This is a genomic window from Desulfitobacterium sp., assembly GCF_034927245.1.
Taxonomy (GTDB): Bacteria; Bacillota; Desulfitobacteriia; order Desulfitobacteriales; family Desulfitobacteriaceae; genus Desulfitobacterium_A.
Genome location: NZ_JAYFQK010000031.1, coordinates 1 through 26678, shown reverse-complemented (window position 1 = coordinate 26678; position 26678 = coordinate 1). Strand labels below are relative to the sequence as shown.

The 26678-nt window shown below is 47.9% G+C and carries 22 protein-coding genes, 2 pseudogenes and 1 CRISPR repeat array; of the genes and pseudogenes, 17 read left to right on the top strand and 7 right to left on the bottom strand.

Translation table 11 applies throughout. The features are described from left to right. Window positions 1–6: 6 nt before the first annotated feature. Together VB077_RS08215 and VB077_RS08210 are read left to right on the top strand one after the other, a co-directional pair. Window positions 7–1026, top strand: coding sequence for a radical SAM protein (locus VB077_RS08215; protein WP_323414741.1), 1020 nt, complete (start codon window positions 7–9; stop codon window positions 1024–1026). A 33-nt stretch (window positions 1027–1059) separates the two neighbouring features. Continuing rightward, entirely contained in the window at window positions 1060–2046 is a 987-nt protein-coding gene (locus VB077_RS08210; protein ID WP_323414740.1) for a radical SAM protein, read from the top strand. Here VB077_RS08210 and VB077_RS08205 read toward each other — a convergent pair. Beyond that, window positions 2026–2391, bottom strand: coding sequence for a 4Fe-4S dicluster domain-containing protein (locus tag VB077_RS08205; protein WP_323414739.1), 366 nt, complete (start codon window positions 2389–2391; stop codon window positions 2026–2028). The two genes, VB077_RS08210 and VB077_RS08205, sit on opposite strands and share 21 nt — an antisense overlap. After that, a complete protein-coding gene (locus tag VB077_RS08200; RefSeq protein WP_323414738.1) occupies window positions 2381–3229 on the bottom strand; it encodes a CoB--CoM heterodisulfide reductase iron-sulfur subunit B family protein in 849 nt (282 codons plus the stop codon). Before VB077_RS08200 ends, VB077_RS08205 begins: the two co-directional genes overlap by 11 nt. A gap of 384 nt (window positions 3230–3613) precedes the next feature. On the opposite strand from VB077_RS08200, the gene VB077_RS08195 reads away from it, so the two are divergent. From VB077_RS08195 to VB077_RS08155, 9 genes are all read left to right on the top strand, one after another. After that, entirely contained in the window at window positions 3614–4885 is a 1272-nt protein-coding gene (locus VB077_RS08195) for an MFS transporter (RefSeq protein WP_323414737.1), read from the top strand. 6 nt (window positions 4886–4891) lie between these two features. After that, a complete protein-coding gene (locus VB077_RS08190; RefSeq protein ID WP_323414736.1) occupies window positions 4892–5398 on the top strand; it encodes a hypothetical protein in 507 nt (168 codons plus the stop codon). 49 nt (window positions 5399–5447) lie between these two features. After that, window positions 5448–7661, top strand: a complete 2214-nt coding sequence (locus tag VB077_RS08185; RefSeq protein ID WP_323414735.1) for a molybdopterin-containing oxidoreductase family protein — start codon at window positions 5448–5450, stop codon at window positions 7659–7661. Between the two features lie 11 nt (window positions 7662–7672). Then, window positions 7673–8203, top strand: a complete 531-nt coding sequence (locus VB077_RS08180; protein ID WP_323414734.1) for a 4Fe-4S dicluster domain-containing protein — start codon at window positions 7673–7675, stop codon at window positions 8201–8203. 66 nt (window positions 8204–8269) lie between these two features. Continuing rightward, complete coding sequence (locus VB077_RS08175; RefSeq protein WP_323414733.1) at window positions 8270–8755, top strand: 4Fe-4S dicluster domain-containing protein; 486 nt, start codon at window positions 8270–8272, stop codon at window positions 8753–8755. A gap of 14 nt (window positions 8756–8769) precedes the next feature. After that, window positions 8770–9717, top strand: coding sequence for an aldehyde ferredoxin oxidoreductase N-terminal domain-containing protein (locus VB077_RS08170; RefSeq protein ID WP_323414732.1), 948 nt, complete (start codon window positions 8770–8772; stop codon window positions 9715–9717). After that, on the top strand, window positions 9714–10976 hold the full coding sequence (locus VB077_RS08165; protein WP_323414731.1) for an NAD(P)/FAD-dependent oxidoreductase: 1263 nt from the start codon (window positions 9714–9716) through the stop codon (window positions 10974–10976). Before VB077_RS08170 ends, VB077_RS08165 begins: the two co-directional genes overlap by 4 nt. Before the next feature lie 42 nt (window positions 10977–11018). Further along, window positions 11019–12455 carry an FAD-binding oxidoreductase gene (locus VB077_RS08160; RefSeq protein ID WP_323414730.1) on the top strand — a complete coding sequence of 479 codons (1437 nt, stop codon included), beginning with the start codon at window positions 11019–11021 and terminating at the stop codon, window positions 12453–12455. Window positions 12456–12460: 5 nt separating this feature from the next. Further along, a complete protein-coding gene (locus VB077_RS08155) occupies window positions 12461–13618 on the top strand; it encodes a (Fe-S)-binding protein (RefSeq protein WP_323414729.1) in 1158 nt (385 codons plus the stop codon). Window positions 13619–14085: 467 nt separating this feature from the next. Here VB077_RS08155 and VB077_RS08150 read toward each other — a convergent pair whose 3' ends face one another. The 3 genes and pseudogenes from VB077_RS08150 to VB077_RS16605 form a co-directional block, all read right to left on the bottom strand. Beyond that, window positions 14086–14283, bottom strand: a complete 198-nt coding sequence (locus VB077_RS08150; protein WP_323414761.1) for a hypothetical protein — start codon at window positions 14281–14283, stop codon at window positions 14086–14088. 99 nt (window positions 14284–14382) lie between these two features. Then, window positions 14383–14736, bottom strand: coding sequence for a hypothetical protein (locus VB077_RS08145; protein ID WP_323414728.1), 354 nt, complete (start codon window positions 14734–14736; stop codon window positions 14383–14385). 40 nt (window positions 14737–14776) lie between these two features. Then, a pseudogene (locus VB077_RS16605) lies at window positions 14777–15079 on the bottom strand (DUF4173 domain-containing protein); the annotation flags it as partial. 71 nt (window positions 15080–15150) lie between these two features. On the opposite strand from VB077_RS16605, the gene VB077_RS08140 reads away from it, so the two are divergent. Together VB077_RS08140 and VB077_RS08135 are read left to right on the top strand one after the other, a co-directional pair. Continuing rightward, window positions 15151–15414: a G1 family glutamic endopeptidase gene (locus tag VB077_RS08140; RefSeq protein ID WP_323414727.1), complete on the top strand. Its 264-nt coding sequence runs from the start codon at window positions 15151–15153 to the stop codon at window positions 15412–15414. A 187-nt stretch (window positions 15415–15601) separates the two neighbouring features. Then, window positions 15602–15724: a hypothetical protein gene (locus VB077_RS08135; RefSeq protein ID WP_323414726.1), complete on the top strand. Its 123-nt coding sequence runs from the start codon at window positions 15602–15604 to the stop codon at window positions 15722–15724. A gap of 152 nt (window positions 15725–15876) precedes the next feature. Here VB077_RS08135 and VB077_RS08130 read toward each other — a convergent pair. Continuing rightward, window positions 15877–16455, bottom strand: a pseudogene (locus VB077_RS08130) (Uma2 family endonuclease). A gap of 16 nt (window positions 16456–16471) precedes the next feature. Continuing rightward, window positions 16472–17041: a Uma2 family endonuclease gene (locus VB077_RS08125; protein WP_323414725.1), complete on the bottom strand. Its 570-nt coding sequence runs from the start codon at window positions 17039–17041 to the stop codon at window positions 16472–16474. A 225-nt stretch (window positions 17042–17266) separates the two neighbouring features. Here VB077_RS08125 and VB077_RS08120 point away from each other — a divergent pair, with 225 nt between their 5' ends. From VB077_RS08120 to VB077_RS08105, 4 genes are read left to right on the top strand one after another with little or no spacing between them, the layout of a single operon-like run. After that, on the top strand, window positions 17267–18316 hold the full coding sequence (locus tag VB077_RS08120) for a hypothetical protein (protein ID WP_323414724.1): 1050 nt from the start codon (window positions 17267–17269) through the stop codon (window positions 18314–18316). After that, window positions 18309–19955 carry a hypothetical protein gene (locus VB077_RS08115; protein WP_323414723.1) on the top strand — a complete coding sequence of 549 codons (1647 nt, stop codon included), beginning with the start codon at window positions 18309–18311 and terminating at the stop codon, window positions 19953–19955. The genes VB077_RS08120 and VB077_RS08115 overlap by 8 nt, the downstream gene beginning before the upstream one ends. Next, a complete protein-coding gene (locus VB077_RS08110) occupies window positions 19909–20598 on the top strand; it encodes a DUF6063 family protein (RefSeq protein ID WP_323414722.1) in 690 nt (229 codons plus the stop codon). Before VB077_RS08115 ends, VB077_RS08110 begins: the two co-directional genes overlap by 47 nt. After that, on the top strand, window positions 20591–24961 hold the full coding sequence (locus VB077_RS08105; protein WP_323414721.1) for a hypothetical protein: 4371 nt from the start codon (window positions 20591–20593) through the stop codon (window positions 24959–24961). The genes VB077_RS08110 and VB077_RS08105 overlap by 8 nt, the downstream gene beginning before the upstream one ends. Window positions 24962–25171: 210 nt before the next feature. After that, a CRISPR array of direct repeats spans window positions 25172–26531; the repeat unit is 32 nt; unit sequence GTCGCTCTCTGCGAGAGAGCGTGGATTGAAAT. Window positions 26532–26678 lie beyond the last annotated feature (147 nt).

Genomic DNA, 26678 nt, shown 5'->3' with positions numbered 1-26678 from the left:
AAGATTATGGCAAACGTAGCAGGGGTTCAAACCAGTTTGGCGGCAGCGATGACTCTGGGATTAAAAGAAGGTACATTCTATCGTAATGCAAAGTTAAGAGCACTGAATCTATTATTGACGAACGAAAAAGGATGTTCGGCGAACTGTTCATATTGTGGACTTTCCCGTTCCCGCGTGAAGAGTGAAACCTTTATTCGTGTAGCTTGGCCGACTTACCCGTTACAGGAGATTATTCAAAGATCCCAACACGTAAGCGGCCAAGTTCAGCGAGTCTGCGTTTCGATGATTACTTATCCCCGTGCTTTAGAGGATCTTTGTAAAATAATCCGAGATGTAAAGGCTAAAACCCTTTATCCGGTCAGTGCCTTGATTACGCCGACCATTGTTCATGATAAAGGACATCTTGAACTGATTCGCGAGTGTGGGGCGGATAGAATTGGAATTGCGATTGATACTGCTACAAAAAAATTATTCGAGTTGCACCGTGGAAAAGGTGTTGGCGGTCCTCACAGTTGGGATAAGTATTGGAAGAGTGTCGGAGAAGCGATTAGGGTTTTTGGTCGTGAAAAAGTCGGGATTCATCTGGTTGTTGGTTTAGGAGAGTCCGAAGCAGAGATGGTAAAAACGATACAACGAGCGGACGACCTTGGGGCGCTAACGCATCTCTTTTCCTTTTTTCCTGAAAAAGGGACTCAATTAGAAAACAAGAAACAACCTCCGCTTGGGAGTTATCGTCGTGTGCAGATGGCTCGTTATCTGATCAATCATAAACTGTCAACAGAATTACGAATGAAGTATAATGAGCATGGACAAATTGTTCACTTTGGAATTGACGAGAGAACAAAAGATAAAATTATTGCAGATGGTGAGGCATTTATGACCTCGGGTTGCCCTGGTGCAGATGGAAAAGTCGCTTGCAACCGTCCCTACGGGAATGAAAGACCTTCTCAACCCATCCGAAACTTCCCTTTTCCACCTGAAGCAAGTGATATTGCCGATATATTAATGCAGCTTTCTGAATATTAATGAGGCCGTTATTCTGACGGAAGGAAGAAACCTATGGCAACAATGAATTTTGATTTTGAGGCATGGCTTAACTTACCAACCAGTGTTTTACTGAATGAGGCTTGGCGTTTAAGGAGACAGTATTTCAGCGATCGGGTGTTCTTTTCTGCGCCGGGAGCAAAGGCCTACGAAAATGAGTATTACCGCAATCAACGTGAGGATTTTGTTACCATTAGCCTAACCGGAAATGAATGTGCTTTGGATTGTGCTCATTGTCGGAAAAAACTGCTAGCAACGATGTTGAATTGTTCTACTCCAAGTGATTTGTTGGCAACAGTAAAGCATCTCCGTGTTAGCGGTTGTAAAGGGGTCCTTTTGAGTGGGGGCGCAAATAAAGAAGGAGCCGTACCTGTTGCTCCTTTCTTCGAAGCAATTAAGGAAATCACTTCATGGGGTGTAAAAGTTATTGTACATACCGGGCTAGCCGAAGAGTCGACAATAGATGGTTTGAAGGAAGCCGGAGTAGAGCAGGTTCTCTTTGATGTAATTGGTGATCAGGAAACGATTAAAGAAGTGTATCATCTTGATAAAGAGCCCCAAGACTACCTTCGCGTGTTGGAATTATGCCAAAAGTATCGATTGCCGGTCGCTCCTCATATTGTTATTGGACTTAATTACGGTCAACTCGCCGGCGAAATAGAGGCGCTTAAGATGATTAGCTTGGTACAGCCAAAGTACGTTGTGATTGTCATTTTAACGCCTATGGCAGGTACACCCATGGCTAAGGTTGTTCCTCCGTCTGTTGAAGATTGTGGCCGGCTCATAGCACTTGCCCGCTTAACGAATCCGTCAGCTTATCTTTCCTTAGGATGTGCCAGGCCAGCCGGTTACCAAAGACCGCTTCTTGAACAATATGCGCTTAATGCCGGGGTCAATGCTATTGCTTATCCGAGCCCAGATACCATCGGCTTAGCCCGGGAGATGAAACTCGAAGCTGAGTTTACAAGTCAATGCTGCACACTATTTAGTCTGGATCAGTGATTGCAGCACGGTCTGATTTATAAAGCTAATTGGGTCAAGTCCGTACCCTTGGCGCAGTTCGTTAGTATTTGCTGTCAAGGGAAGGGAAAGCCCTATTTCATTAAGCGAAGCAAGGCTGAGCGCAACTTGAGCGGGCGGCGTGTTTTGGCGCTGAGTCATCGCTTTGGCTTCCCATAACTCAAGTTTTTGGGGGCAGACTTCCTGACATAACCAACAGTTGGTGCAATTCCAGACTTCCGGTTTTAAGCCGGACTTTTGCCATGACAGAGGGAAGGACGCTTCTCCAAGCCGGTGTACCGGGCAAACACTTTGGCAGGCGCCGCAATTTAGACAATTAGAAAGCATTTTTTATCATCCTCCTTAAACTGGGATTCGTGATATGGAGCTGGGCCGGTTCTAAACCGAGAGCCAGTCCAATCAGTTGAGAGAAAAAAATTATAGGAAGCGGCGTACCGGAAATATATTGGGACTGAAATCGCTGAAGCAGCAAGTGACAATTTCCGCAAGCTGTTACTGCAACATCAGCTTCGCGTTCTTTTAAGTTCTCAATTCTTTGTTTGCCTATCTGAAAAGCCATTTCTGGTTTGCTAAGGTAGAGACTTGATCCGCAGCACTCATGTTCTTGGGGGTAGTGTATTGGCGTGGCTCCTGTTATTGAAATAAGCGCTGATAAGGACTTTGGTTTTAACGGATGATCAAAATGCATAATGGAACCCGGCCGATAAACTTGGCAGGGGTAAACGGGGGCAACTTTAAGATTCAATGAACGTAATTTTAACATCTTTAGGCTAGCTTGTTGTTCATACAAAACTTTAATTAAGTGCTGAACCTCAATCGTTTGCGTGAGCTTCAGATCAAATTCGGCAAGTTTAAGGTTAACTTGATGCAACATTTCAGGTTTCTCCCGAAACATCTGCTGTACCCGGTAAAAGGTGTTTGTGCATCCACCACAAAGAGTGATTAGGGAAACATTTTCTTTCTCAGCAAGAGCCAAATTATAAGCGGTGAAATTAAACCAATTCGGATTAATTCCCTCCAGGTATGAACCGCAACAAAGGGCCTGGGGAAGGAAAGTGATTTCATAACCACAAAGTTGAAGCAGCTGTTTGGCTGATGATTCATACTCCGGAAAGCGATATAAGATTAAACAGCCTGGATAAATGGCCACTTTTTTCTTCAGCATAGGGATCCTCCGTTCTAAAAGAAGTTTCTGATAAAATAATGCAAGATTCGTGCCATTGCGCCATTTTAACTTAAAACGAGAATTGAACAAAGTAAAATACTCAATGAGTTAAATTCTTCGGTGAATTTTAGATCGTAAAGGCCATTGAGCGATTAATGTGTGTATCAAATTAAAACATAAATACTGATCGTTCTCAAAACAGGACACAAAATGTTTTAAAATAGGAATCGGAAATACAGTAAGCTCTTAAACAGACGTCAACCCGTTGTATGAGATTGGCATGTAAATTGCATAATAATATACTTGTGGGTACAAGTACTAAGAAAGGAGGCATTACAAGTAGGGTAACAGGAAGGAATTTGTAAAAGGGGGATTTTGGGTTTTATGCAAAAGAAAACTCGTATTTTGCTCTGGATGGTTATAGCCATGATTATCAGTTATCTGCCTTGGTACAATTTCTCAGCTGTTCTAAAATACATCTCGAAGGAATTCCATTTGACCGCATCAGATACCGGCATGATTATCGCAGCGTTTCAGACTGGCTATGTAATAGTGGTAATATTCACAGGATGGCTCGCAGATCGGATTGGGACGAAACGAGTTGTTTTGTACGCAACTTTATTCACTGGTATTTTTTCAACGGCTTTTGTCTTTGTCGTACACGATCTCACAACGGTAATGATTATGCGGTTATTAACGGGTTGTGCAGCGGGTGCCATTTATGTTCCTGGTATGGCTTTGATTTCAAACTGGTTTGCTCCCCATGAACGGGGCGGAGCATTAGGGGCTTATACAGCAGCTTTGACGGTTGCTTCGGCCGGGGGGTATTTTGTAGCAGCACCTATAGCAGCTTCTGCCGGTTGGCGTACGGGTATGCTATGGACTTCTGTTCCGGTTTTTATTGCTTTTTTTATCGTGTGGTTTTTAGTCGATGAAAAACCAACTGAAAAATTGCAATTTGATGGGGCACCCGCAATCAAAACTTCGATCCCAGGCGGAGTTCGGCAATGTCCCGAAGGCGGATATGCAGGACCGGCCATTATTACGGCGGGATATATGGGCCATATGTGGGAATTGTATGCATTTTGGGGCTGGCTTGGTCCCTTTATGGTCGCTAACGCAACAGCGGCTGGGATGGCTGCCTCTGCCGCAGTGAAATGGGGAGGCTTATTGGCAGCCTGTATTACCTTGGCAGGTGCCCCTGCAGTTTGGCTTATGGGAATGCTGGCGGATAAAATCGGACGGACTAAGGCAATTATCATTAGTGCCACCTGCAGTTTGGTTGCAGAGTTTTTCATTGGCAGCCTTGTTGGCAAATCACTGACTGCGGTTGTCTTGGTCGGCATATGGATTGGATTTTGGGTAATCTCTGACTCCGCCATTTATAAAGCAGGCTTAACCGATATGGTCACTCCTCAAAAGAGGTCGACCCTTTTAGGTATTCAATCTGCGATCGGATATTCAATGACCATTATTGCTCCGATTGTATTTGGGAAAATCCTGCAAGCGTACAACGGGCCGATTGATCCTACGGAGATGCGTGTTTGGGCACCCGCTTTTATCGCACTCGGCATAGGTGCTATTGTTGCTCCCGTTGCAGCCTTTATTCTTCGTAAAGTTCCACAAGCCAAATTGATGGCAGACGGAAAAATGTAAATAAATATGAAAACAAAATTTGGTATTTATTATATATCTGGGCTATCCCCAGCGGCAAGTGTCATCGCGCATCACATCATGGCTAACTTTCCTTTGTTGGAGGCCCATCTTGCTGGACCATTAGAGGTACCTCTTACCGCATGGGATAGCTATCGGGGTCAATATGATATTCATTTTCTATTAGAAAACTTAGTCATTCCTGATGATTACGATTTTATAATTTGGCTAATCAACGGTGATATTGGTGATTCTTGGCACCCCTATTTGTTTGGGGCTGCCGGTTATAAAAAAGCGGTTGTTTCAAATGCCCGATTAGGGACAATCGAAGAATTGGCGAAAGAAGCATGTCACGAAATCGGACATCTTGTAGGACTTAAACATTGCTGCAGACATGATTGCTTGATGCATACTTCATGGACTGAGAAGGAGGTGAGAAACAAACTGTTCGGACTTTGTGAAAAATGCCGACAGTCAATGATCAAGGAGCATGATGCTTTAAAAAATGTCCTTTAGAGATAGTCCTTCGTAACATAGAGATCATGATGGGAGGTATTGTAAGGCTATGGCAAATTTCACGCGCTTACACGAAGACCTGAATAAATATGCCGTTGCGCGAAATGTCCCTGTCTGGGTTGGCGGCAAAAAGGTTATTGCCGATAGGGTCGTTAAGACGGCTTGTCCTCACAATTGCTATGATACTTGCGGTGTACTGGCATATATTAAGGATGAAAAAGTCATTAAGCTGGAAGGCGATCCAGATCATCCGATTACAAGAGGACATTTGTGCGTAAAAGGATATGCCAATGTCCAGAAAATTAATAGTCCGGATCGAGTTAAATACCCGTTAATCCGTGTCGGTGAAAGAGGAGAAGGAAAATTCCGTCGTGCGACATGGGATGAGGCCCTGGACTATATTGTTGACAAGTTAAAAGATATTCGCAGCCGCTACGGTGGTGAGGCCTTTTCGGAATACTGTTATTCCGGAAACCGGGAGCATATGGCTAAGACCGTTAGCGGACGTTTCTTGAATCTCTTCGGAGCATCCAAACTCGTTGGAAGTTTCTGCCTTCTAAGTGGGGCTGCCGGTTCCTACTATTCTGTAGGTGATCAACATACGATGATGCCCGAAGTATGGTCTGAAAAAACAGAAATGATTTTCTTAGTGGGCAGAAACCCATCCTTTACTAACCCTCATATTTATCCTTTCCTATATAAAGCGATGGAGCGCGGCGCGAAGTTGGTTGTTGTTGATCCTTATGTGACTGCCGTTGCCTCGAAAGCAGACTTGCATTTGCAGCCTCGCCCGGGGACAGACGTTGTCCTGGCCTTAGGAATGATGAACTATATTATTAGTCATGACATGCACAATAAGGAATTCATCGCGAAATACACGCATGGTTTCGAGGATTTACTGGAAGAAGTAAAAACCATGCCGGTTGAGAAGGCGGCAGAACTGACTGGGATTGAAGCTGAAAAAATTATTCAAGCTGCCCAGTGGTATGCTACCTTGAATACGCAGACAGAGTGCGGCTACGGTCATCAACGATATTCAAACGGACATCAGGCACAACGTGCCTATGCTTGCTTAGCTGCCATATGCGGGCACATTGGCAAGGAAACAGGCAACTACAATTATATCGACCAGATGGGCTTTCCCGCACTTCCCGGTTTTATGCAGGCCGGAAAAGTGATGAATCCCGAAGGAGCTGATATTCCGAAAACAAGGCTGATTAATATTGCGACGTTTGCCACGGCCATTCAGGAAGCAGCTGCACAGGGCAAACCGATCAAGGGTGTTATTTCATATCGCGGTGGTTTAGTTTCTCAGCAGCCAGAGGTCGCCTACACGCTTGAAGCCTTAAAAACGTTAGACCTCTTTGTGACAATCGAGCAATTTATGACGGACGATACGGATTGGGCTGACGTTGTATTGCCAGGCTGCCACTATTTAGAGCAATACGGATTGCATCCGTCTTATTGGCATCATTACTTGCAGGTGCTTGTTCCGGTTTGTCAACCCTACTATGAAGCAGTACCTGACATTGAGATTTGGGCCGAATTAGGCCGGCGCATGGGTTGGGAGGAATACTTCCCTAAAGAAACAACAGGCCTTGATTACATTAAGACGCTGATCGGTGAAAACTGTAATGTTGATGAAGCTGTTTCTCCTAAGGGTCCCCTGCGTCTTCCGGAAAATTGGTGCCCACGCGTTCCGTATGCCGATTTGAAATTCGCGACACCAAGCGGGAAAATTGAACTTTATTCCATTGGTATGGAGGAACGGGGCAAGAAGTTCCCCGGTGACTTTAAAGCAGTTCCTTATCATTTAGAGCCGGAAGAAAGCCCATTGAGTACACCGGAATTGTATAAGAAATATCCGCTTACATTGATTTCCCAGCATCCGGCTTTCCGGACGCACTCTCAATATTATAACTTGCCCTGGATCCGGGAAATTGAGGGTCCGGCGAAAATTTATATTAGTCGGGAAGATGCGGCTAAAGCGGGCGTTAAAGAAGGGGACAAAGTTAGAGTATTCAATGATCGCGGTGAATTAAAAGGAATTTACGCGAAGCCTTCGATCCGGGTCAAATCAGGAACGGCGGAACTTTCCAGCGGAATGTGGGTCAAATTAGGGGCCAATGTCAATGTTCTTTCTTCCCGAAGTATTGGTGGACCGCGTGATGTAGGAGCAGGAATTATGGAAGAGTATCATCCGCTCCTTGATGGAAATACAACAGCATATTTTAATACCTTGGTTCAAATCGAGAAAATGTAGGAGGGAAGACCATGACCAGTCGGCAGAAAACATTGTATGTAGATACTAGGCGGTGTATGAACTGCCGCGCCTGTGAGACGGCTTGTAAACTGGAGAATGGTGTACCAGCGGGGCCACGGTGGACCATGGTTACAGAAGTAGAGGTTACACAAGACGGAGTAGACAAAACCATGTTTTTACCCATGCCGTGCCTGCACTGTGGTGATCCAGCCTGTTTAAAAGCTTGTCCTACGGGTGCGATTAGTAAACGGACGGTGGATGGCATCGTCCTTGTCGATAAAGAAAAATGCATTGGCTGCCGCCAATGCCTCTGGGCTTGCCAGTTTGGGGTACCCCAATTCGGCCCGGACAATAAAATGGAAAAGTGCACGCTCTGTGTTCACCGGTTTGATGATGGATTGACGGAAACAGCTTGCCAAAAAGCATGTCAAGCGGAAGCGATTATGGTGGGAACCGTTGATGAGATATCTAAGGCTATTCGAGAACGTTATGCGACTTCGAGCAGAAACCAATTGTTTGGTAATGGTATTTTAGGACGTTAAGTCAGAGTATAGGATCAAGGGGAGGCTGGTTGTAAACCAGCCTTTACCGCCTTGTGAGGTGAGGTTATGGAAAAAGTAATTGTCGTAAATCAGGATTTATGCAATGGGTGTCAACTGTGCCAAATGGGTTGTCATCTTAGGAAAAATGACCGTAGTGGTTTAAGATCCTCAAGAATACAAGTCTTTCATCTCTCGGGAAGTGAGAATCTTGTACAGACCTGCAACCATTGTGAGGAGCCGATTTGTAAAACGGCCTGTCTTATGGAGGCTATTTCTAAGACGAAAAAAGGGCTTACTGAGCGGAACGAATCGGCTTGCATTGGATGTGAAGCATGTATTGCCATGTGCCCATTCGGGGCAGCTGTGTTAGACACGGATCGTGAAGTCGCGGTAAGTTGTGATCTTTGTTCTGGAAACCCGTATTGCGTAACAATTTGCCCAACTGGGGCACTGCAATTTATAGAACCCCAGGTCGAAGGCTTGTCCAAACGCCAGCTTGCAGCAGAGAGAATGGCGATGGCCGGAAGGAATAAAGTATACCAACTGCCTTGAGAGGGGTGAGGAAAGTGTTTGGCTGGACTGGAAAACTTATTGTTATAGATTTAAGCAAAGGAGAGTGTCATAAAGAGACACTTCTAGAAGATTATTATTACCAATGGATCGGTGGACAGGGACTGAATATCGCTGTTCAGGCAGGGAAATTACCGGGGTGGGAACGGCTGGCTGGTGATATCGTGAGTATTGCGGCCGGGCCATTAGTTGGCTCTCCCGTAATGGGAGAAAACGTTTGGTCGCTTGACGGTTTACATCCGTTTAATGGCCAATTAACAAGCGTATATGGAACTGGAAATTGGGGAGCGGTCCTGAAGTTTACGGGCTGGGATCAAGTCATACTTTGGAAGACGGCCCGCAAACCCTGTTATATTATTCTGTATGAAAATGGATGCGATATTAAAGAATATCAAGAAAACCAAGGTACAGCAGCATTTTTTAAAATAATGAAACGAAATTTTGGCGATGAAGCCGAAGCGCTGGTAAGTACTGACACTGGAATTGTGACAAGCAGCGGGTTGGTGAGCGCGGATTCAGAAGCACGGTTTCTTTTGGAACGGCGGAACGTTAAGGCGGTTATCGTTCAAGGGAAAAAAGGTTTACCTCTCGCTAAACCTAAAGATGTTTTAGCCCAATCAAGTCAAATCGTCAAACGATGGAAAGAGACAGGCCTAAGCAATGGATCAAACGGATGTGCAGTATGCCACGGTCATTGCGAGCGGCTTATGCTTTCTCGAGAATCTACAGTTCAGAATGCGGCTTTAAACTTGTGGTTAGCCACAGGGAGTTGTCCGCAGTGGATTTCTTCCGGACTCGGACAATCTGTGGAAGAACTGTGCAGTTTGCTTGAGTGTGTAACAGGCTGGAGTTGTACACCTGTGGAACTTTGGGCAGGTGCTCATCGTATTGAAGAGGCCAAGCAGATGATCAATGAAAGGATAAGGAGGCCTATTTTATCATGAGCATCAAAAAATCCAACATTGTTATTATTGGGGATGGCATAGCGGGCTATACGGTGGCCAGTAGGATTCACTCATTAGCTCCAAGGACAAAAGTTACTTTGATTGGATTAGAAAAAGTTCCACTCTATTCAGCGTGTGCCCTTCCGGACTATCTGCATGGTTATCAAGCCCGCGAAGGGATATTTGTCCCCGAACTTCCGGGTATTGATAAAATTAAGCTTCTTAAGGGAACAGTTGTCGAGAGTATTGATGTGAAGCAACAAAAGGTGAAGGCAGGTCAACAGTGGATTGATTACGACAAGCTGATCCTCGCAACCGGAAGTTCGGCTCTTGTCCCTCCGGTACCTGGTGCCAAAATACCGGGAAACTTTACCCTCAAATCTTTAGCCGATGTTGAAAAAATTATGGCTTGGGGAGGCCGGTCCGCCGTTGTTGTTGGTTCGGGTGCCATCGGTGTGGAAACAAGCATGGCGTTAAAAGAACGCGGCCTCGATGTCACACTTATTGAAATGGTCGATCGAATTATGCCTACAGCCTTTGACTTGCAAGCCTCCCGTATTCTTCAGGCTGCTGTCGAAAAGCATGGCGTAAAAGTGTTGGTTAATGAGAAGGTCATGGGAGTTGAGGGCACAGATCAAGTTACTGGGGTGACAACGACTCAAGGAACAATTCCCAGCGACTTGGTCATTTGGGCTGCGGGGGTGCGTTCCAACACAGTTATTGCCCAAGAAGCCGGCATTAAGACAGGATCGTTAAGAGGGATCAAGGTCGACGAGCGGATGCAGACAAGCGAACCCAATGTATATGCATGCGGAGATTGTGTACAGATCTGGGATCGGCTCCTGCAAAAGCCAACCCTAAGCTTGCTCTGGGCAAGCGCAAAGGAACAGGCGGAGGTTGCTGCCAGCAGTTGTTTAGGATTTGAACGAGTTTACCAAGGCGCGCTAGGTGTAATGATCGAGGAGATCGGCGGCGTAACAGCGGTTTCCGCGGGATTTACTGAAACCAGTCTTAAAGATGCAGACAACCTAGTGGTGTGTGAACGAAATAATTCTAATGGCTATTACAAAGTGATTTATACGGAAGAGAAAATTTTAGGGGTACAGTTTGTAGGATATTATCGAGGAGCCGGTGCGGTTATCGCTTGGATGAAAAATGGAGTTTCCCCGCGGCAAATTCAGGATGTTTTAAACCATGAATCATTATTTAAAGGGGCTCCTTGGTATCATCAGGCGGAAAGACTTTTTAGCACCCATTAGAACGTACGGTTAAAAACGACTTCAAGGGGAGAAGGTGTTGAGGTGGATAATCATTTGTCGGAGCTTCTGTGTAACCGTATCACAGACGATTGGTGGGAACGTGTAACCTATGGTCGCGATTTAGCGGAGGTCCCTGGGATTATGCGTTGGGCATTACGCTTAGAAACCATTCCCGATTTGGTTGCACGGCCGCAAAATACGGAAGAAGTGGCTGCACTGGCTCAGTACGCGTATAGCCAAGGGATTCCGATTATCCCACGGGGCAGCGGTTCGTCTGCCTTTTTTAACAGTGTGCCGGTCAAGAAGGGGATAACCATTGATCTAAGCGGTATAAGCGGTATTCTTAATCTTGATGAGAAGCAGGAAGAAGTGACCGTAGGGGCTGGTCAACGTTGGGAAGCACTTGATAAAGCGTTGCGTCAAAAGGGATGGGCGGTTAGGAGTTATCCGAGCAGTGCGCCTACGGCAACTATCGGTGGCTGGCTCAATATGGAAGGGTACGGCATTGGCAGTCTGGCTTTTGGCCCTTTAAGTGAGCAAGTTGTGCGTCTGGAAGTTGTCTTACCCGATGGAACAATCAAGGAAGTGACCCAAGCCAGTGAACCGGCCATCTCTTGGTTTGCCGGGAGTGACGGAACGTTAGGGTTGGTTACAAAGGTAACTTTGAAGATCAGACATGCACCTGATGTGGAAGGACACTGGCTGCTTTCCTTTAAAGATGTGGCTTCGCTCAGTAAAGCAGCAGCAACAGTTGCCGAAGAGGCGAATCGTCCTTATAACTTGGGATATTATAGTGCACATTATTTTGATTTCTTTCGTCAATTAGGCTACCCGGCGCCCCACGGGGAGATCCTTGCTGTTGATTATGAGGGCAATCAGGAAACTGTGCAGGGCGGTCAGAAGATAATCAAACAATTAGCGGGGACATTTGGAGCTGAAATACTTCCAACGGAAGTTGGAGTTTCTGAATGGAAAGAGCGTTTTTACCATATGCGGATTAAACGGCTCGGACCAACGTTAATGGCAGCTGAAGATTGGATAGGGGTTAATAATCTTAGTCAATACCAAGATTCGGTAGCCCGGCTTGGCAGCCGAATGCGCACCAAGTTTTACAGCTATGGCACCATTGTCAATTCTCAAAAGATGACGATGTTTACAGCCTACCGGGCAGATTCTCGACAAGGTTTAGGTTATATTGTTGCTATGGCGGTTACAGGAAGACTCCATCAGCTGGCGATTAATTTGGGAGGACATCCCTATTCCGTGGGGCTTTGGAATACACCTTATTTACCATCGATATTTTCAAAAGTTGAATTGGCAAAACTTAAAAAGCGAAAAAAAGAATTAGATCCTAAAGGATTATTAAATCCAGGGAAACACTATACTTATCCTTCCCTCCTTCCTCCTTGGTTTTTCTCATTTGGGACGCGAATGGCCAGTTTGCTGCAAAGATATACTGGGGCAAGAGAAAAGGAGTGAAGAAAATGGACAAGCCGTTTTTTTATGAGGGTCTAAATGAAGAGACGACGATATGCGGCCGCTGCGGTTACTGCAGGGATGTTTGTCCAGCCTATGAAGTAGGCGGATGGGAGTCCTTTTCTCCACGCGGAAAAATGGCTTTGGTACAGGCCGCAAATGAACAGGAATATCCTCAAAAATTAATTGATCGCGTTTACCAATGCACTTTATGCGGGGCATGCAGAGAAGTTTGCCATCTTAATATTGACACACGTCAAATGTGGCTTGATTTACGCCAACGGATTGCTAAGTCGGGTAAAGCTCCAGAGGTGATGTATTCTCTTCGGGATACTGTCCGAGATAAAGGCAATATATCGGGTGAAGAGCAAAGTAGCCGATTATTATGGTCAGAAAACTTGGATGAAGTTCCAGAGGGTCTGAATGGCAAGAAAAATCCTGAAGTTCTTTATTTCTTAGGCTGCGTGTCTTCATTATTCCCAGCGGCGTATAGTATTCCTCAGTCCATGGTCAAAATCATGACTAAAGTCGGGGTTAATTTTACAACCATGGGAGCAGAAGAGATGTGTTGTGGCTTTCCCCTGATGGCAGCCGGATTAACGGATGATATAAAAAAACTAGCCGAAGAAAATATCGCCAGGATTGAAGAACTGTCTCCCTCCTGCATAGTTATGAGCTGCCCTTCTTGTTTGCATACGTGGAAACATGAATATCCACGTTTATTAAACAGAGAATTGCCCTTTCCTGTCTTACACAGCAGTCAATATTTATTGAAATTAAGGCAGGAAGGCCGTTTAAAGCTGAAAGAAAAAGAACAAATTGTAACTTACCATGACCCTTGCGATTTAGGCCGGAATAGTGGAATTTATGATGAGCCGCGCCAACTGATTACCTCGGTTCCAGGTGTAAAACTCGTTGAGATGGAACGAAATCGAGAAAACTCGCTTTGCTGCGGCGGAGGTGGGAACTTAGAGATGACTGATAAAGAATTAGCTGCAAATATAAGTGATTTAAAGGTAAATATGATTAAAGAAACTGGGGCTCAAACCGTCGTAACAGGTTGTCAACAATGCAAACGGACCATGAGCGGTGCAGTTCGAAAAGCAAAAGCCAGAGTAAGGGTGCAAGATCTTACTGAATTTATCGTTTCAATGTTGGATGATTAATTTTCACAATGCATGCATTGCCTTAGGAAATAAAACATCTCTAGTTTATCTCGAAATTTTTCAACCGGGCCCATGCGATGAACGCGATTCTAGAAAACCCCCAAAGCCACTTTGTTCTCCATCTTGCAAGTAACGCTTCAGGCCTGACAACCGTTGCAGCGATCCAAGTCAATCAATGAGCTTAAAAAGACACTCATGCAGAAAAGCCGTGAAAGCCCAGTAATATTGGACTTTCATGGCTTCTTTCGTTTTAGTATCAGCGGTCATTTCTGGGCTTACGTTGGAGCAACGCAGCCGGCGAAAGTAACCGTTAAATTTCAAGAGAGCGGTGCATTTTTTTGGAGTAACCGTTAACAGACAGAGGTAATCGTTAAATTTGAACCGCTCGGTCTTTTACTCGAAATCCAGTACAAATTTGCGCCACCGACGGCATACATACTCGTAGACCGAGCCTACGATGTCGCCGATTATTGCTCCGAGCATGATTTCCTCACAATCGGATGCCGGATAATCGTTTTCAGTTTCTTGGGCGTAACCTTGCGCGGGTTTCCGAGATAAATCTCGTGATGGCGGCGCATACCCGACATCTCCGTGCGATAGCCGCTTTCTTCAATAAAATGCTCTAATGCCGCTATGGTCGGCGGTTCGCCGTCGTAAGGACCTATGTGGGTAATCTACCCGCATAGTCCCTCGGTGAACTTTTCAAGCCGGATAACCGACAAGTCAAGTTCGGGTTTCTTGGTGGAGAGGATTCCTTTGAACTGCTAAAAAATATCCTCCGTAACGAAGTCTGGTACACGCAACATAGATGTCCATTTGAATCTGCTTTTATCAATGAAGGTCGGGGCGCTTTTCCCGCCTTCCACAGACCATAATCCCTCAAGCGGCGGTACGACAAAATCAAAATAGCCGTCAGGGGTATTGCCGCCCATTTTGCTCATCTTTACAGTATAGGAAAACCCATATAAAGCTCCGACAGCGTTTGTGTACTCGGCTGACGTGTTTGGGTCACCTTGGCCATCTGCCATAACAAAAGTCATCTCCGGAACGTCCATAAGAGTCGGTCTTGCGGCAGGTGCATAAAGCGATTTGAACTCCTTTTTGAAATCGTATGCCATAAAATTCTCCCTCCAACTTGGGTGATGTCTTACCTATTCGCTATTTGTAAACAGAAACCTTCCTTAGCGTGGGGGTCAGTGTTGTTAAATAGTAAACGTCTATAGTTTTTCCCTCGGTATAGCGTGCAATATTTTCCTTTACAATTATTCTATCGACATTAATATAGTTCAACGGGGTATAGGCAACAATCGAAATGACAACGAAAGATTTGAATAAGGGTATGGAATGGCGCCATATTTTAATAAAAGATACCACAAACAAAACAAAAAGGTATCCCATAAAAGCATGGGTTAAGACTCTTAGATAGATAAAGCCATAGGCATCTCCGTACAATGACATTCTTAAATGAGCCGATAAATTTTACCAGTGGCTTCATCTAAATTAGCAAGTCGCCTTCTACGAGAGAGCGTGGATTGAAATTGGAGAAAGAAAACTCCACACTCTTTGGCGCTATGGACAGTTCGACCAATGTTTGGGACCTTACGTACATGGTGACAACACCGGATGGCCGAACGCAAGCCCAAACGATTACCGTAACTTTAAATTCGACCTATGCTCAGGAAATAGGCACCTTAGCAGAGTGGATTAGCGAGGATACTTCGAATGAGAACAGCCAGCTTTATCCCTTGGCGAATATGGGAACGGTCAACTATTCCTCAGCCAAAGTGGATGGCTAGCCGCTGAATGCTTCCGGCAACGTGGTTACGCCGGTCGCCATGGCGGATAAGAGCGGGAATGTCTTAATTGCTCCTTCGTCTTTAGGGTCAGGCGGTGAATCGTTTTCGGCCGCCGTGCTGGTAACGGAAACAGAAAGCAGTCCTTCCGCACTGCGGTCCCCTGATCGTTGACCGATGATGCCAAAGTATGGGCATGGACGGGGCCCCGGATTCAGTCAAACGGGTTGGGGGTCTAGCTGGACATGGGATTGGTAAAAAAGTAATCGGCCAACGGGGTCTGACTGTGCGCCGGGCTAAGGGTGCATCATAAGCCCTCCCAAAAGATTCGATAAACGCAAAAGAGATCCGATTTGTTCATTAAACATTTCGGGTCTCTTTTTCTGTTTTCCTCAATGTAACTTGTAAGCGGTGGATATAATGGTGTCGTGAAGATAACCGTAAGCGTCTATTTGACGCTTACGTCTAAATGCCTTCGAATACAGGTTTTAAGTCTACTATGTGATCGGGAAATATGGATGCTTTTATTTTATCATCCTCTGTATATATATCCGGTCTGCCATATCTTTGGTTTTCTTGCAACACAAAGACACTTACAAGCTTCGCCTCAGGCTCAATGATCCAATATTCCTTTACCTCTTCTTTTTCATATTTGTTGAACTTTATAAATCTGTCCATCTTTACCGAAGATGGAGACATAACTTCAACGATCATATCAGGGGCACCGGCACAGCCTTTATCGTCAATCTTGGATTTGTCACATACAATAATGATATCCGGCTCAACAACTTTCTTTATATCTTCGTTTTGCTTTTCATCACCCTTGGTTAATCTTACACAAAAGGGGGCCGGATAAGCCTTACAGGTCTTATCTTGTAAATAGTTCGCCGATTGCCTATATAATTCACCGGATATCAGTTGATGAGTTGGCGACGGTGCTGCTTGCATATAGGGTACTCCGTCAATAATCTCCCAACGTTCACCTTCCGGCTAGGTCAGATAATCGGCGTATGAATATTTTCCTCCTTCTCGTGGTAATGGCATAAATATCACAACTCACTTATTTGAAGACTGGTTTTAAGTCAATTGTTAGATCCGGAAAAGTACTGACGAGAATTTTTGCATCTTCCGGATAGACATCTGGCCTACCATATCTTTGATTTTTCTGAAGAACAAAGACACTTACAATTTTTGGTTCCGGCTCTACAATCCAGTATTCTTTAACTCCGGCTTCTTCATATTTGTTAAACTTATAGAGCTTATCCATTTTACCAGTTGTAGGTGAGGTAATTCCTATAACAAGAGTTGGTGTCCCATAATACCCGGTTCCTTGTAATCTTGAGGAATCACAGATGACGGTTAAATCAGGCTGAGCGACGGTAGTAACATCTTCATCGTTTTCTTCTAAATCCGGAAGTCTAACATCAAAAGGTGATACAAATGCTCGACAGGGGCTATTGAGAGAGTAATTGGCAAACTGTCTATGCAACTCACTTAATATAGCTTGATGCTGCCAGGAAGGCGCAGATTGCATAAAAGGTACTCCGTCGATGATTTCCCAACGTTCATCTTCAGGCCAAGTGAGGTAATCATTATAAGTATACTTTTTATTCGATTCAGGAATGGACATAAGATCACTCCCATTTATTCATTTAGAATAATTATACCATATATTAACATTAAATTCATAGGCGCAACGGGGTCTATTCCCTGACATATGGAAGCCTTCAAAATATTTCTGTCAAATTATACAGCTAAAGAGGAAATGAGCCGAATTCTCACGAATGTCAATATTAGCATTAGTCAATTAGTCAAATGATATCAATTACTTTTACAGGGCAGGTGGAAAAAGTCCATGGATATCGCGAAAGTCATAAACAATCTTGAGCAATATAAAGGCAGCTTTGTGACCCTCGACCAGCTAAAGGAATGCCTTTCGTCCGCCGACTACTCCGGGTTGTATGATGCTGTGACGCGATTAGAGGAACTCGGTTTGCTCAAGCCTGTCGGTTCTGCCCGCAACAACAACGGCATGGTGCCGCCGCTGCGGCTCAAATACCGGATCCTGCGTCCGCAGGCAGACGATTCCGCCGACCTTGACGCGATCCGGCAGCTTTCCCCTGCCCTCAATATCTCCGGCTATCTGCAAAAGCCGGAACTTTACCGGAAACACCGGGAACTGTTGCTTCCGCTGAACGATTATATGAAAAAATGCCAGGGGGAGCTGGCCCGGCCCATGTCACGGAACGAACGTGCCTTTGCCGTCTGGCATAATGAAAAGCAACTGGACAGCGCCCTTTGCCGGGGCGTGCTGCGCTTCAACGACTGGGAGACCCGTTTGCATACTTATCCGACGCCGGAGCCGTTTTTTGATTATCTGGCTGGGGAACCGATTCAAACATTGCTCATTCTGGAAAACAAAGATACCTGGTATACTTTGCGCCGGTTGTTTTTGCAGTATCCCGCAAAGCGCCGGCTGTTCGGTGTCCATCTGGACGGTGTGGTGCTGGGTGAAGGCCGGAAAGCAACGCGTCCGCATGCGTTGGAAGAATATGCCGCGCTGCTGCCGGACACCCTGCCGCGGTTTTTATATTTTGGTGATTTGGATTACGCCGGCATCGACATTTTTCTGTCTGTGGCGGAACAAAACCCTGCGTTGAACATTTCGCTGTTCCTGCCAGCCTATCGGGCCATGCTGCGGCGCGGGCGAACGACGGGCTACGGACTTTTACATACCGATCAGGCTAAACCCGCGCGGATGGCGGACTTTCTCAGCCTGTTTACCTCCGATGAGGCGGAGGAAATGGCCCGGTTGCTTGCGGCGGGACGTTATCTGCCGCAGGAAATTCTAACCTGCCCTTTCCTAGAACAACAGCTTTTAAAAGTGGAGGATGGCGATGTTTGATTTTCTCGAACGGTTTGAGAAGCGGATGGAGTTTGCCGCCGTGGTGGATTCCATCGTCAACCGCATCAATAAGAATAGTGAGATCGAGCAGCAGTTCGCGCCACAGGAGATCGACAACCTGCTGTTTTCCATCTTGGTATTTATTATGGAGCGCACCCTGGCGGAGGACCATGACTGTACCCTCGAGAGTATCGCCGGATTCTTAAGCGCCGTGCTTCCCGCCTATGGAAAACACTTTTCCGCGGCGCAAGCAGATGCGCTCGCGCGGTATCTCGTTAAGGATATTCTCCAGAACAAAGGGGTGAAGCGCACTTACAAGGTGATGGATTATGCTGCCGCCGGTTTTCGGGAACAGACCGTCCGGCTGATTGCCGATCAGGTGAACGAGCACAATCAGGTCATTTTTGAACTGACCCGACAGGGCTATGATTTCCTGTTCCGGACCAAAGAAGTGGACGACGAGCTGGGCTTTCAGATCGAGGAAATGCGCCTGCAGATGCAGATCGAAAAACATTACTACAAAGAAGCCATCGGCCAGAGCCGCGAGCTGGTGCGGATGCTGATTCAAAAACGCCGAGAGCTGGCCCAGTTTGAAGCGGAGATCCGCGGCGACCTCTCCGCCATTTCCGGCCAGGATTACGATGCTCTGATGCGCGGCGTGGATGCCATGCTGGCCGAAGAATATGGCACCATGCAGAAAATAGAGGCGAAGGTGCGCCGGGCCCAGGAACAGCTGGACGAGGAGGAATCACGCCGCGGGCGGCTGGATGAGAAAGCGCAGGTGGCCCGCACCGAGGTGCTGGGTATCCTTGCCAACGTGCGCCGTGCGCTTTCCTTGCAAAGGCAGATGCTGATTCAGTGCGAAAAGATGAAGAAACTCTATCTGCATGTGCTGGAGGATGCGATTGCCTATCATGCTACGCGGCGGTATAACATGGAAGATGAAATTCTCGCGCCGCTTGCCGCCTGTACCATCCGGTCACCGGAGGCGATGGATCGCTTAAGCCGGGGGTTGCTCGCGCCATTGTTTTTGCCACAGCTTTCACCCATCTTAAATTTGAAACTGATTTATGACCGCCAGGCCAAGATCCGGGAAGTTGAACGGGAGCAAACGGTGGAAGAAGAGGCCGTGGAGTCCGAACAGGCGGCGCAGGAGCGTTTAGCATGGCGCAACCGCGCGCATGTCCGGGTTGTCAACCGTTTGCTCGCTTTCGCGGCGACCCACCCCGCAGGCTTTTCCTTAGAAATGTTTTATAATGCGCTCCGGCAGGAAGAGGGGTTTGCCGAACTGTGCCGGGAACGGCTATTATTTCTGGCCATGCTGCGCCTTTTTGAGGCCGGAAGCATTGATCTGGCGCTCTGGAAGGAACAGCATGACGAATGGAGCGAGGACTGTGCCGGGGAGTTTGACCTGTCGTACTGTCTCGGCCGGATTGGACGGCTTCATCCGGATTTTTACGGGTTGAGATGTATCCGGATTAAAAAAGCCGGTCGGTATATGGAGTGTACCCTGCCCCCTTATTCTGTGGCGGACGGGCTTACCGAAACGCCGCGTCTGACCATGGACGATCTTTTATTTGAGGTGGAAATTGATGAAGGAAACACTGCAGATTTTGAAAATCCTGTTGACGGACGGTGAACTGAACGATACCTCTAACCCGGCGCGTTTTGCTGATTTCAAGGATCCAAAAGTGCGCGCCGAATTGGAGGAGTTCGCCGAAGAGCTGATGTTTACTTTGGTGGAAGTGCCCCATGCGGTCTACCTAGTTCCGGAAATGGACAACCCTTTCCTGAGCCTGACGCTGGGCGATTTGCGCAAAGGGATCGGCAGCGCCGCGCGCACGGTGGACGCGTTTCTGCAATGCACCATCATGATGGTGATCCTTTATCTGTTTTTCGGCGGCAAAAACACCGACCCATTGCGCACGCCGTTTTTGCAGATCAAGGATATCGTGGCGGAACTCGACCGGCGCTTGGCCATACCAGAAGAGCAGGCCGCAGCGGTTTGGCAGGAAGAAATGGAAATTAACTTTACGCAGGTGGCCCAGACTTGGAATAACCTCTCCATTCGGGAAGACAGCCGGCGCGCCTCCCGGGAAGAGACGGTGCTCAAGGCCTGCCGTGCGCTGGAAAAGCAAAAGTTGATCGGTTTTTATGAGGAAGGGACGGAAATCCGCCCCACGACCCGGCTCAAGGATCTGATGACGAACTATTACCTCAGCGACGAGCGTGTGGCCGCCATCCAGAGTTTGTTTGCGCGGGAGGAGAACAGCCATGCCTAAAATCAACCGCATTCGCATCGCTAACGTTTCCTGGGAAAAGCGGATCATTCTCGATGAGCTGTATGACAGCTACGACGGCGAGGATATGCTGCTCAACCTGGCAAACGGCGGCGGCAAAAGCGTCCTCGTGCAGATGATGCTGCAGCCGATTCTGCCCACGCGCCGCATTCATAAACGCAAAATCGACGACTATCTTTCCAAGACCAGCGCACCGAGCTATATCATGATCGAGTGGAAGCTCGACAATAGCGAGCATTCTTTTTATCTGCTGACCGGTGTTGCCATGTGTTCGATTGGCCAATCAGACGAGCAATCGTCCCGGACGAAATATTTCACCTTTCTCAATTATTATGATGAGGCCAATGATTACGATATCCGCCGCATCCCGCTGATCGCGCACGAGGAGGGCGGTGTGATCTATACCCCTTACGATAAGGCGCGTGAGTTGTTGCGGCAGGCGAATGGTGAATCGTTTCAGCTTCGCTGCTTTATCCGCGATGAAAGCGAAGCCTATAAGGCCGCTTTGCGCGAGTACGGCATCCTGCCGGAGGAATGGGAATTCATCGCCGACATCAATGACAAGGAGGGCGGCGTGGACGAGCTGTTTGCCGCCTGCAAGACCTCCGACAGCCTGATGGACCGGTGGATTTTGAAAACCGTATCCGAGGAGCTCAGCGGCGGGAGTAAGGAGTTGGCGGAACTCTTCCGGACACTGATGTCCTCGATTCTGGAAAAAGAGGAAACACTCAAGGAAAAGGAACTGCTGGAGGATTTTTCTCAGAAAGCGGATGATTTTGTCGCTGAACTGTCTGCTCTCTGTACGGGGCTGGACGCCGCCGAAAAGACGGCGGGTGAGCTGTCCGGTTTGTATGTTCATCTTAATCGACGGAAGCAGGCAACGGAGCAGAAAAAGGCGGAGCTTTCCGCTCAGGAATGGGAGCAGAACGGAAAACTGGAAACGATCCACCAAGAGGAAGTATCGGAGAACTGCCTGCACCGCGCCGAGGAATATCATACGCGGGAGCAACTTTGGCAGAAGGCTAAGACGCTATGGGAAGACGCCAAGCGGCAGCACACGGAGGCCAAACAGGCACGGGAATGTCTGGAAGCCGCCCGCTATGCCGAGGAGCGGCAGAGGGCACGGGAAATGCGCCGGTCACTGAACGAACAGCTTAAGTTGCTGCGGAGTGGTCGGGCGGATGAGGATTTTCAGCGCGTCGTCTATACGCTTTTTGTTCGCTACAGTCAGGCCATCCAAGACCATGAAGGAGAAATCGCTCGGCTGCGCTGCGGCGCGGAAGAGGATGCCGGAAATTTGCGCAAGACGGAACAGCGGGGCAAGGAACTGGAGGAGCTGTTAGTGAAGGCCCGGCGGGAGGACGGAGTTTTGGAGGAGCGCGTTCGAAATTTCCGCTCCTATGAGGAGAAAACGCTGCGGGAACTCAGCCTCGTGCTTGCCCGCAATCTACTCGGTGAACTGCCGCCGTCTGAGATTGAGTTTGCCCAGAAGGAGCTGCAAAAGCGGGAGGCCGCGCTGCAGGCGAAAAAAGAGAACCTTACCCAGGCTACGGCAGAAAATAAGGCACAGGCGGCCGCCCAGAAGGTTGAACGGGAGACACTGGGTCAGCACCGTGAATCAGCCGGCCTTGCCATTGAGCAAGGGAAGCAAGCGCTCGCCGCCTTTACCGAAGCGCGGGCCCGGCGCCAAGGGATTCTGGCGCGGCACGGTATTCCCACTGAGCGGCTTTATGATGGTGATTATTGTCAAAACGAACTGGTCCGGCTGGGTGAGGAAAGACAGAAGGAACTAGACAGCGTGCAGCGGCGGTATCTGTCGGCTATGGAAACATTGCATGACTGTGAGACCGGCAATCTGCATACCGCTCACCGGTATGGTGAATTGCTCGCAGCGTCCGGTATTGTTTACGATACGGGGGAGACTTATCTCAGCAGGCTTTCCCAGGAAGAGCAAGACGCTTTTCTCCGGGCTAATCCCATGCTGCCCTATTGCTTTTTAGTGGCGAAAGGCGATCTCGCGCGTTTGCCGGTTTCGGACGAAGCGATCAACCGGGTCTGCCCGGTGATCGCTTTCGAAGATGTCGCCACGCCGGGGAAACCGGATGGGCGGATGGTGGAACTGCCATCCGGCTTGCGGTTGGCCTGCTTTTATAACGGGCAAAGTTTGCGCGCGGAAACAAAAGAAGCTTATGCTGATTTGCTGCGGCAGGAAATTGAGCGGCAGGCTGCGGCCAAAAGGCATCTGCAGGAACAGCGAGCACAGCTGGAAGCCGATCTGCATGAACTAAAGGAAGCTTTCCCCTATACGGCGGAAAGCTCGGAGCAGCTGGCGCAAGCGCTGGAGGACGCGAAGCGGGAATACCAAAGGGTGAAAAGCAGGGTGGCGGAACTGGAGATAGAGACGGAGCAGACCGCAAAGGAAGCATCCGCCCTTGTCACCGCACTTCAGGAAAACAAGGAGAAGGCTGAGACTGCGGAGCGCCACCGTCGGTTGTTTGCCGATTTCCTGGAGAGGGACGACCAATATAGGGTCAGTATGCGGCGGCAAAATGAGCTGGCTGCTGAAATCTCTGACGCCAATCATCGGCTGACCCAAAATCGCACGCTCGAGCGGGAGCTTACGGAAAGCCTTGCAGAAAAGAAAAGGGAAAACACGCGATTGCAACAGGAATTGGATGATTGCCATAAGCGTCGGGCTGAACTCGGCAGTCCCTCAACTGCCGAACTGCTTGAGGGGAGTCTGCCGGTGCTGGAAGAGCGCTACCGCGATATTCTTAATCAGCGCAATCAGGACGAGAATTCTTTGCACGGGAAGATTAAAGACGCGGTAAGCGCGGAAAACAACGCGGAAAAGGCTCTGCGCCGCTATGGGCACCTTTCTCCGGCCCTATACGAGAACATGCGCTTTACGGACGAAGCGCTCTCCGACGCGGATGAAAAGGAACGTCAGGCGGAAAAAGCGGCCGCCGCGGCACAGGACGCCCAGGCTGTGGAGCAGGGTAAATATACCGCCGCTCAAGAGCGCATGGCGGACGCCCGAAGATCCTTATCCGGCGCGGGACTTTCCGAACCGCTGCCCCCGGAGCAGATCTACGGAAACTATGGGCAGCGTCGGCAGGACATTAAAGAGCTGCTGGGCCGCCTTTCCACCGAACGGGCGCATTGTGAGCAAGTGATGGAAGAACTGACGAAGCGCTCAAACCGTATTTTGAACTATATCGCCCCCGAGGAGGTGCTGCCCCTCGCCGCTCCAAGGGAAGGTGGTTGGGAAGAATTCGACATCGTCAAAGCCGGGAAAAATTATAAGGAAACGGAAGAAAGGAATAAAGAGCAACGCAGTTATCTGCAGGAACGGCTGCGGGATTTGCGCCGGAACTATGGGGACAAGCACCCGATCCTTACCCGGTATCTCCGGAATATTCCCCTCGAGGAAACGGCATCGACCTACAGCGCCTATTATTTTGTGTATGAGCGGATGACGGATCAGTCCGCCCGCCTGCGGGATACCCTCGCCGTGCTGGCGGCCGACCTGGCCCATCTGGAAACCGATAAGCAGAATATCGTCCGCCACGCTCTGATTCAGGGGCACAGCCTGTACGACGGCCTCCGCCAACTTTCCAAAAGTTCGCTGGTCAATCTCTGGCCGGGCTCCCCGCCGCGTCAGACGCTCAAAATCGGGGTGCCGGAAGTGCTCGACGGTGAAGAAGATAAGCGGATGGCAGCATATGTGGAACACTGTATCGCCATCCTGCGCGCGGAAAAGGCGGCAGGTACGCTTCCGGAGGAAACACTGCGCAAACGGGTAGGCGCTCTGTTTTCGGACCGGGAACTGCTTTGCCAGGTGTTGAATACAGCGAACATCCCCGTTTCGCTTTATAAGGTTGATCAGATCAAGGAAAACAGTGGACTGAGGAGTTGGGAAGACGTGTTGGTTGAAAACTCGGGCGGCGAACTTTTCGTTTCCTGTTTCGTACTGGTCTCCGCTTTGATGAGTTACCGGCGGAACAGCATCATGGGCAAAAGCGGTGTGACCGATACCACCCGTGTTTTTCTCATCGACAACCCGTTCGGGAAAACCTCGTCCAAGCATCTGCTGGAAGCCATGCTGCGCGTGGCCAAAAAGTTCAAAACGCAGATGATCTGCCTTTCCGATCTGAGTCAAAGCTCGATTACCAACCGCTTTGCCCTGATTTACCAGCTTTCCGTCCGGCAGGCCCTTTATAGCCGAAATTCCTATCTTCGCACCGACGAGGTCAGGCGCAACGGAGACATCCGGCAGAACGAGCGGCTCGAGCACATGGTGCTGCGCACGCCGCCAGAGCAAATGAGTCTGTTTGGGGATTAAGCGCGTTTATGCGTTATATAAGCTATTAAGTAGCGTTATTTAGTGCGAATGTATAGCGAGCATAGAATTCCAGGGGCTCTCGCACCGCGAAATAATAAGAATTGTGTTGAAATATGTGGATAGTCGTAGGTTTTTGATGCAGTTTTAGTGGAAAACCCTAATTATTGTGATAAGAACTTTTTAATAGTGGATAAAATCATTGTTTTTTGCTTCGCTCTCTGCGAGAGAGCGTGGATTGAAATTATTGTATAGCGAATCTAAATCATCTACTGCCTGTCGCTCTCTGCGAGAGAGCGTGGATTGAAATTCACTATCTTTGCAAGCCGACTCAAAGAAAGTGAGTCGCTCTCTGCGAGAGAGCGTGGATTGAAATTTGCTCCATTTGATGAAAATCTTGATACTCCTAGTCGCTCTCTGCGAGAGAGCGTGGATTGAAATTGTAATTGTGGTATTAAGCGCACCCCAAACGGCCAGTCGCTCTCTGCGAGAGAGCGTGGATTGAAATATTAGATTTTCAATGTCTTTTGTTGAACTCACTTGGTCGCTCTCTGCGAGAGAGCGTGGATTGAAATCGAATTCGGATAGAGCGTTCCGCGAGCGTATGCCAAGTCGCTCTCTGCGAGAGAGCGTGGATTGAAATAGGCAATACTCCGAAGTTAAAAAGACCCCTATGTCGTCGCTCTCTGCGAGAGAGCGTGGATTGAAATTAACTAAATATACATTTGTTTCATAATACAAAAGTCGCTCTCTGCGAGAGAGCGTGGATTGAAATCATACTTCAATTACCATCCAGTATCCACCATGAGTCGCTCTCTGCGAGAGAGCGTGGATTGAAATATTTTACCTGTAGTCATTTGAATATTAAAAGCGTGTCGCTCTCTGCGAGAGAGCGTGGATTGAAATAACTAACTAGCTAGTCAATGCACTAAAAACCTAACGTCGCTCTCTGCGAGAGAGCGTGGATTGAAATTTTGCCCGCGTTGCACTTGCTTGTGCTTTTTTTAAGTCGCTCTCTGCGAGAGAGCGTGGATTGAAATAGCCATATATCGTAAGGAGCCTTATCCGTTTTGAGTCGCTCTCTGCGAGAGAGCGTGGATTGAAATTCCCACTCAGCATACTGATCAGCCTTATCCTTACGTCGCTCTCTGCGAGAGAGCGTGGATTGAAATGTACTTAAGCAAAGCATGATTAAGAGATACGTTAGTCGCTCTCTGCGAGAGAGCGTGGATTGAAATATGAATATCAAAAATGTTTACTCGACCATAACCAGTCGCTCTCTGCGAGAGAGCGTGGATTGAAATCCTGCTCCATCAATAAAATTCTCGAAGTATTGCCGTCGCTCTCTGCGAGAGAGCGTGGATTGAAATAAATGTACTGTATAACTCGTGAAGATATGAAATTTGTCGCTCTCTGCGAGAGAGCGTGGATTGAAATATCTCTTACTATTCTAACTACATCAACTGTCTCAGCCGTCGCTCTCTGCGAGAGAGCGTGGATTGAAATCCCATTTAGCTTCTCTGTTATAGTAACCACTTCTTGTCGCTCTCTGCGAGAGAGCGTGGATTGAAATTTGATGTGTCATTTATATAGCCATTCCTTTCGCTTCGCTCAAGGCACAAAACAGCATGAAATATGTTGCCTTCGAGCTAATTTCTTACTATTCTACAGCCATAGGGATAACAGTTAACTACAAATCACGAGGAGGTGAGTGGGCTGC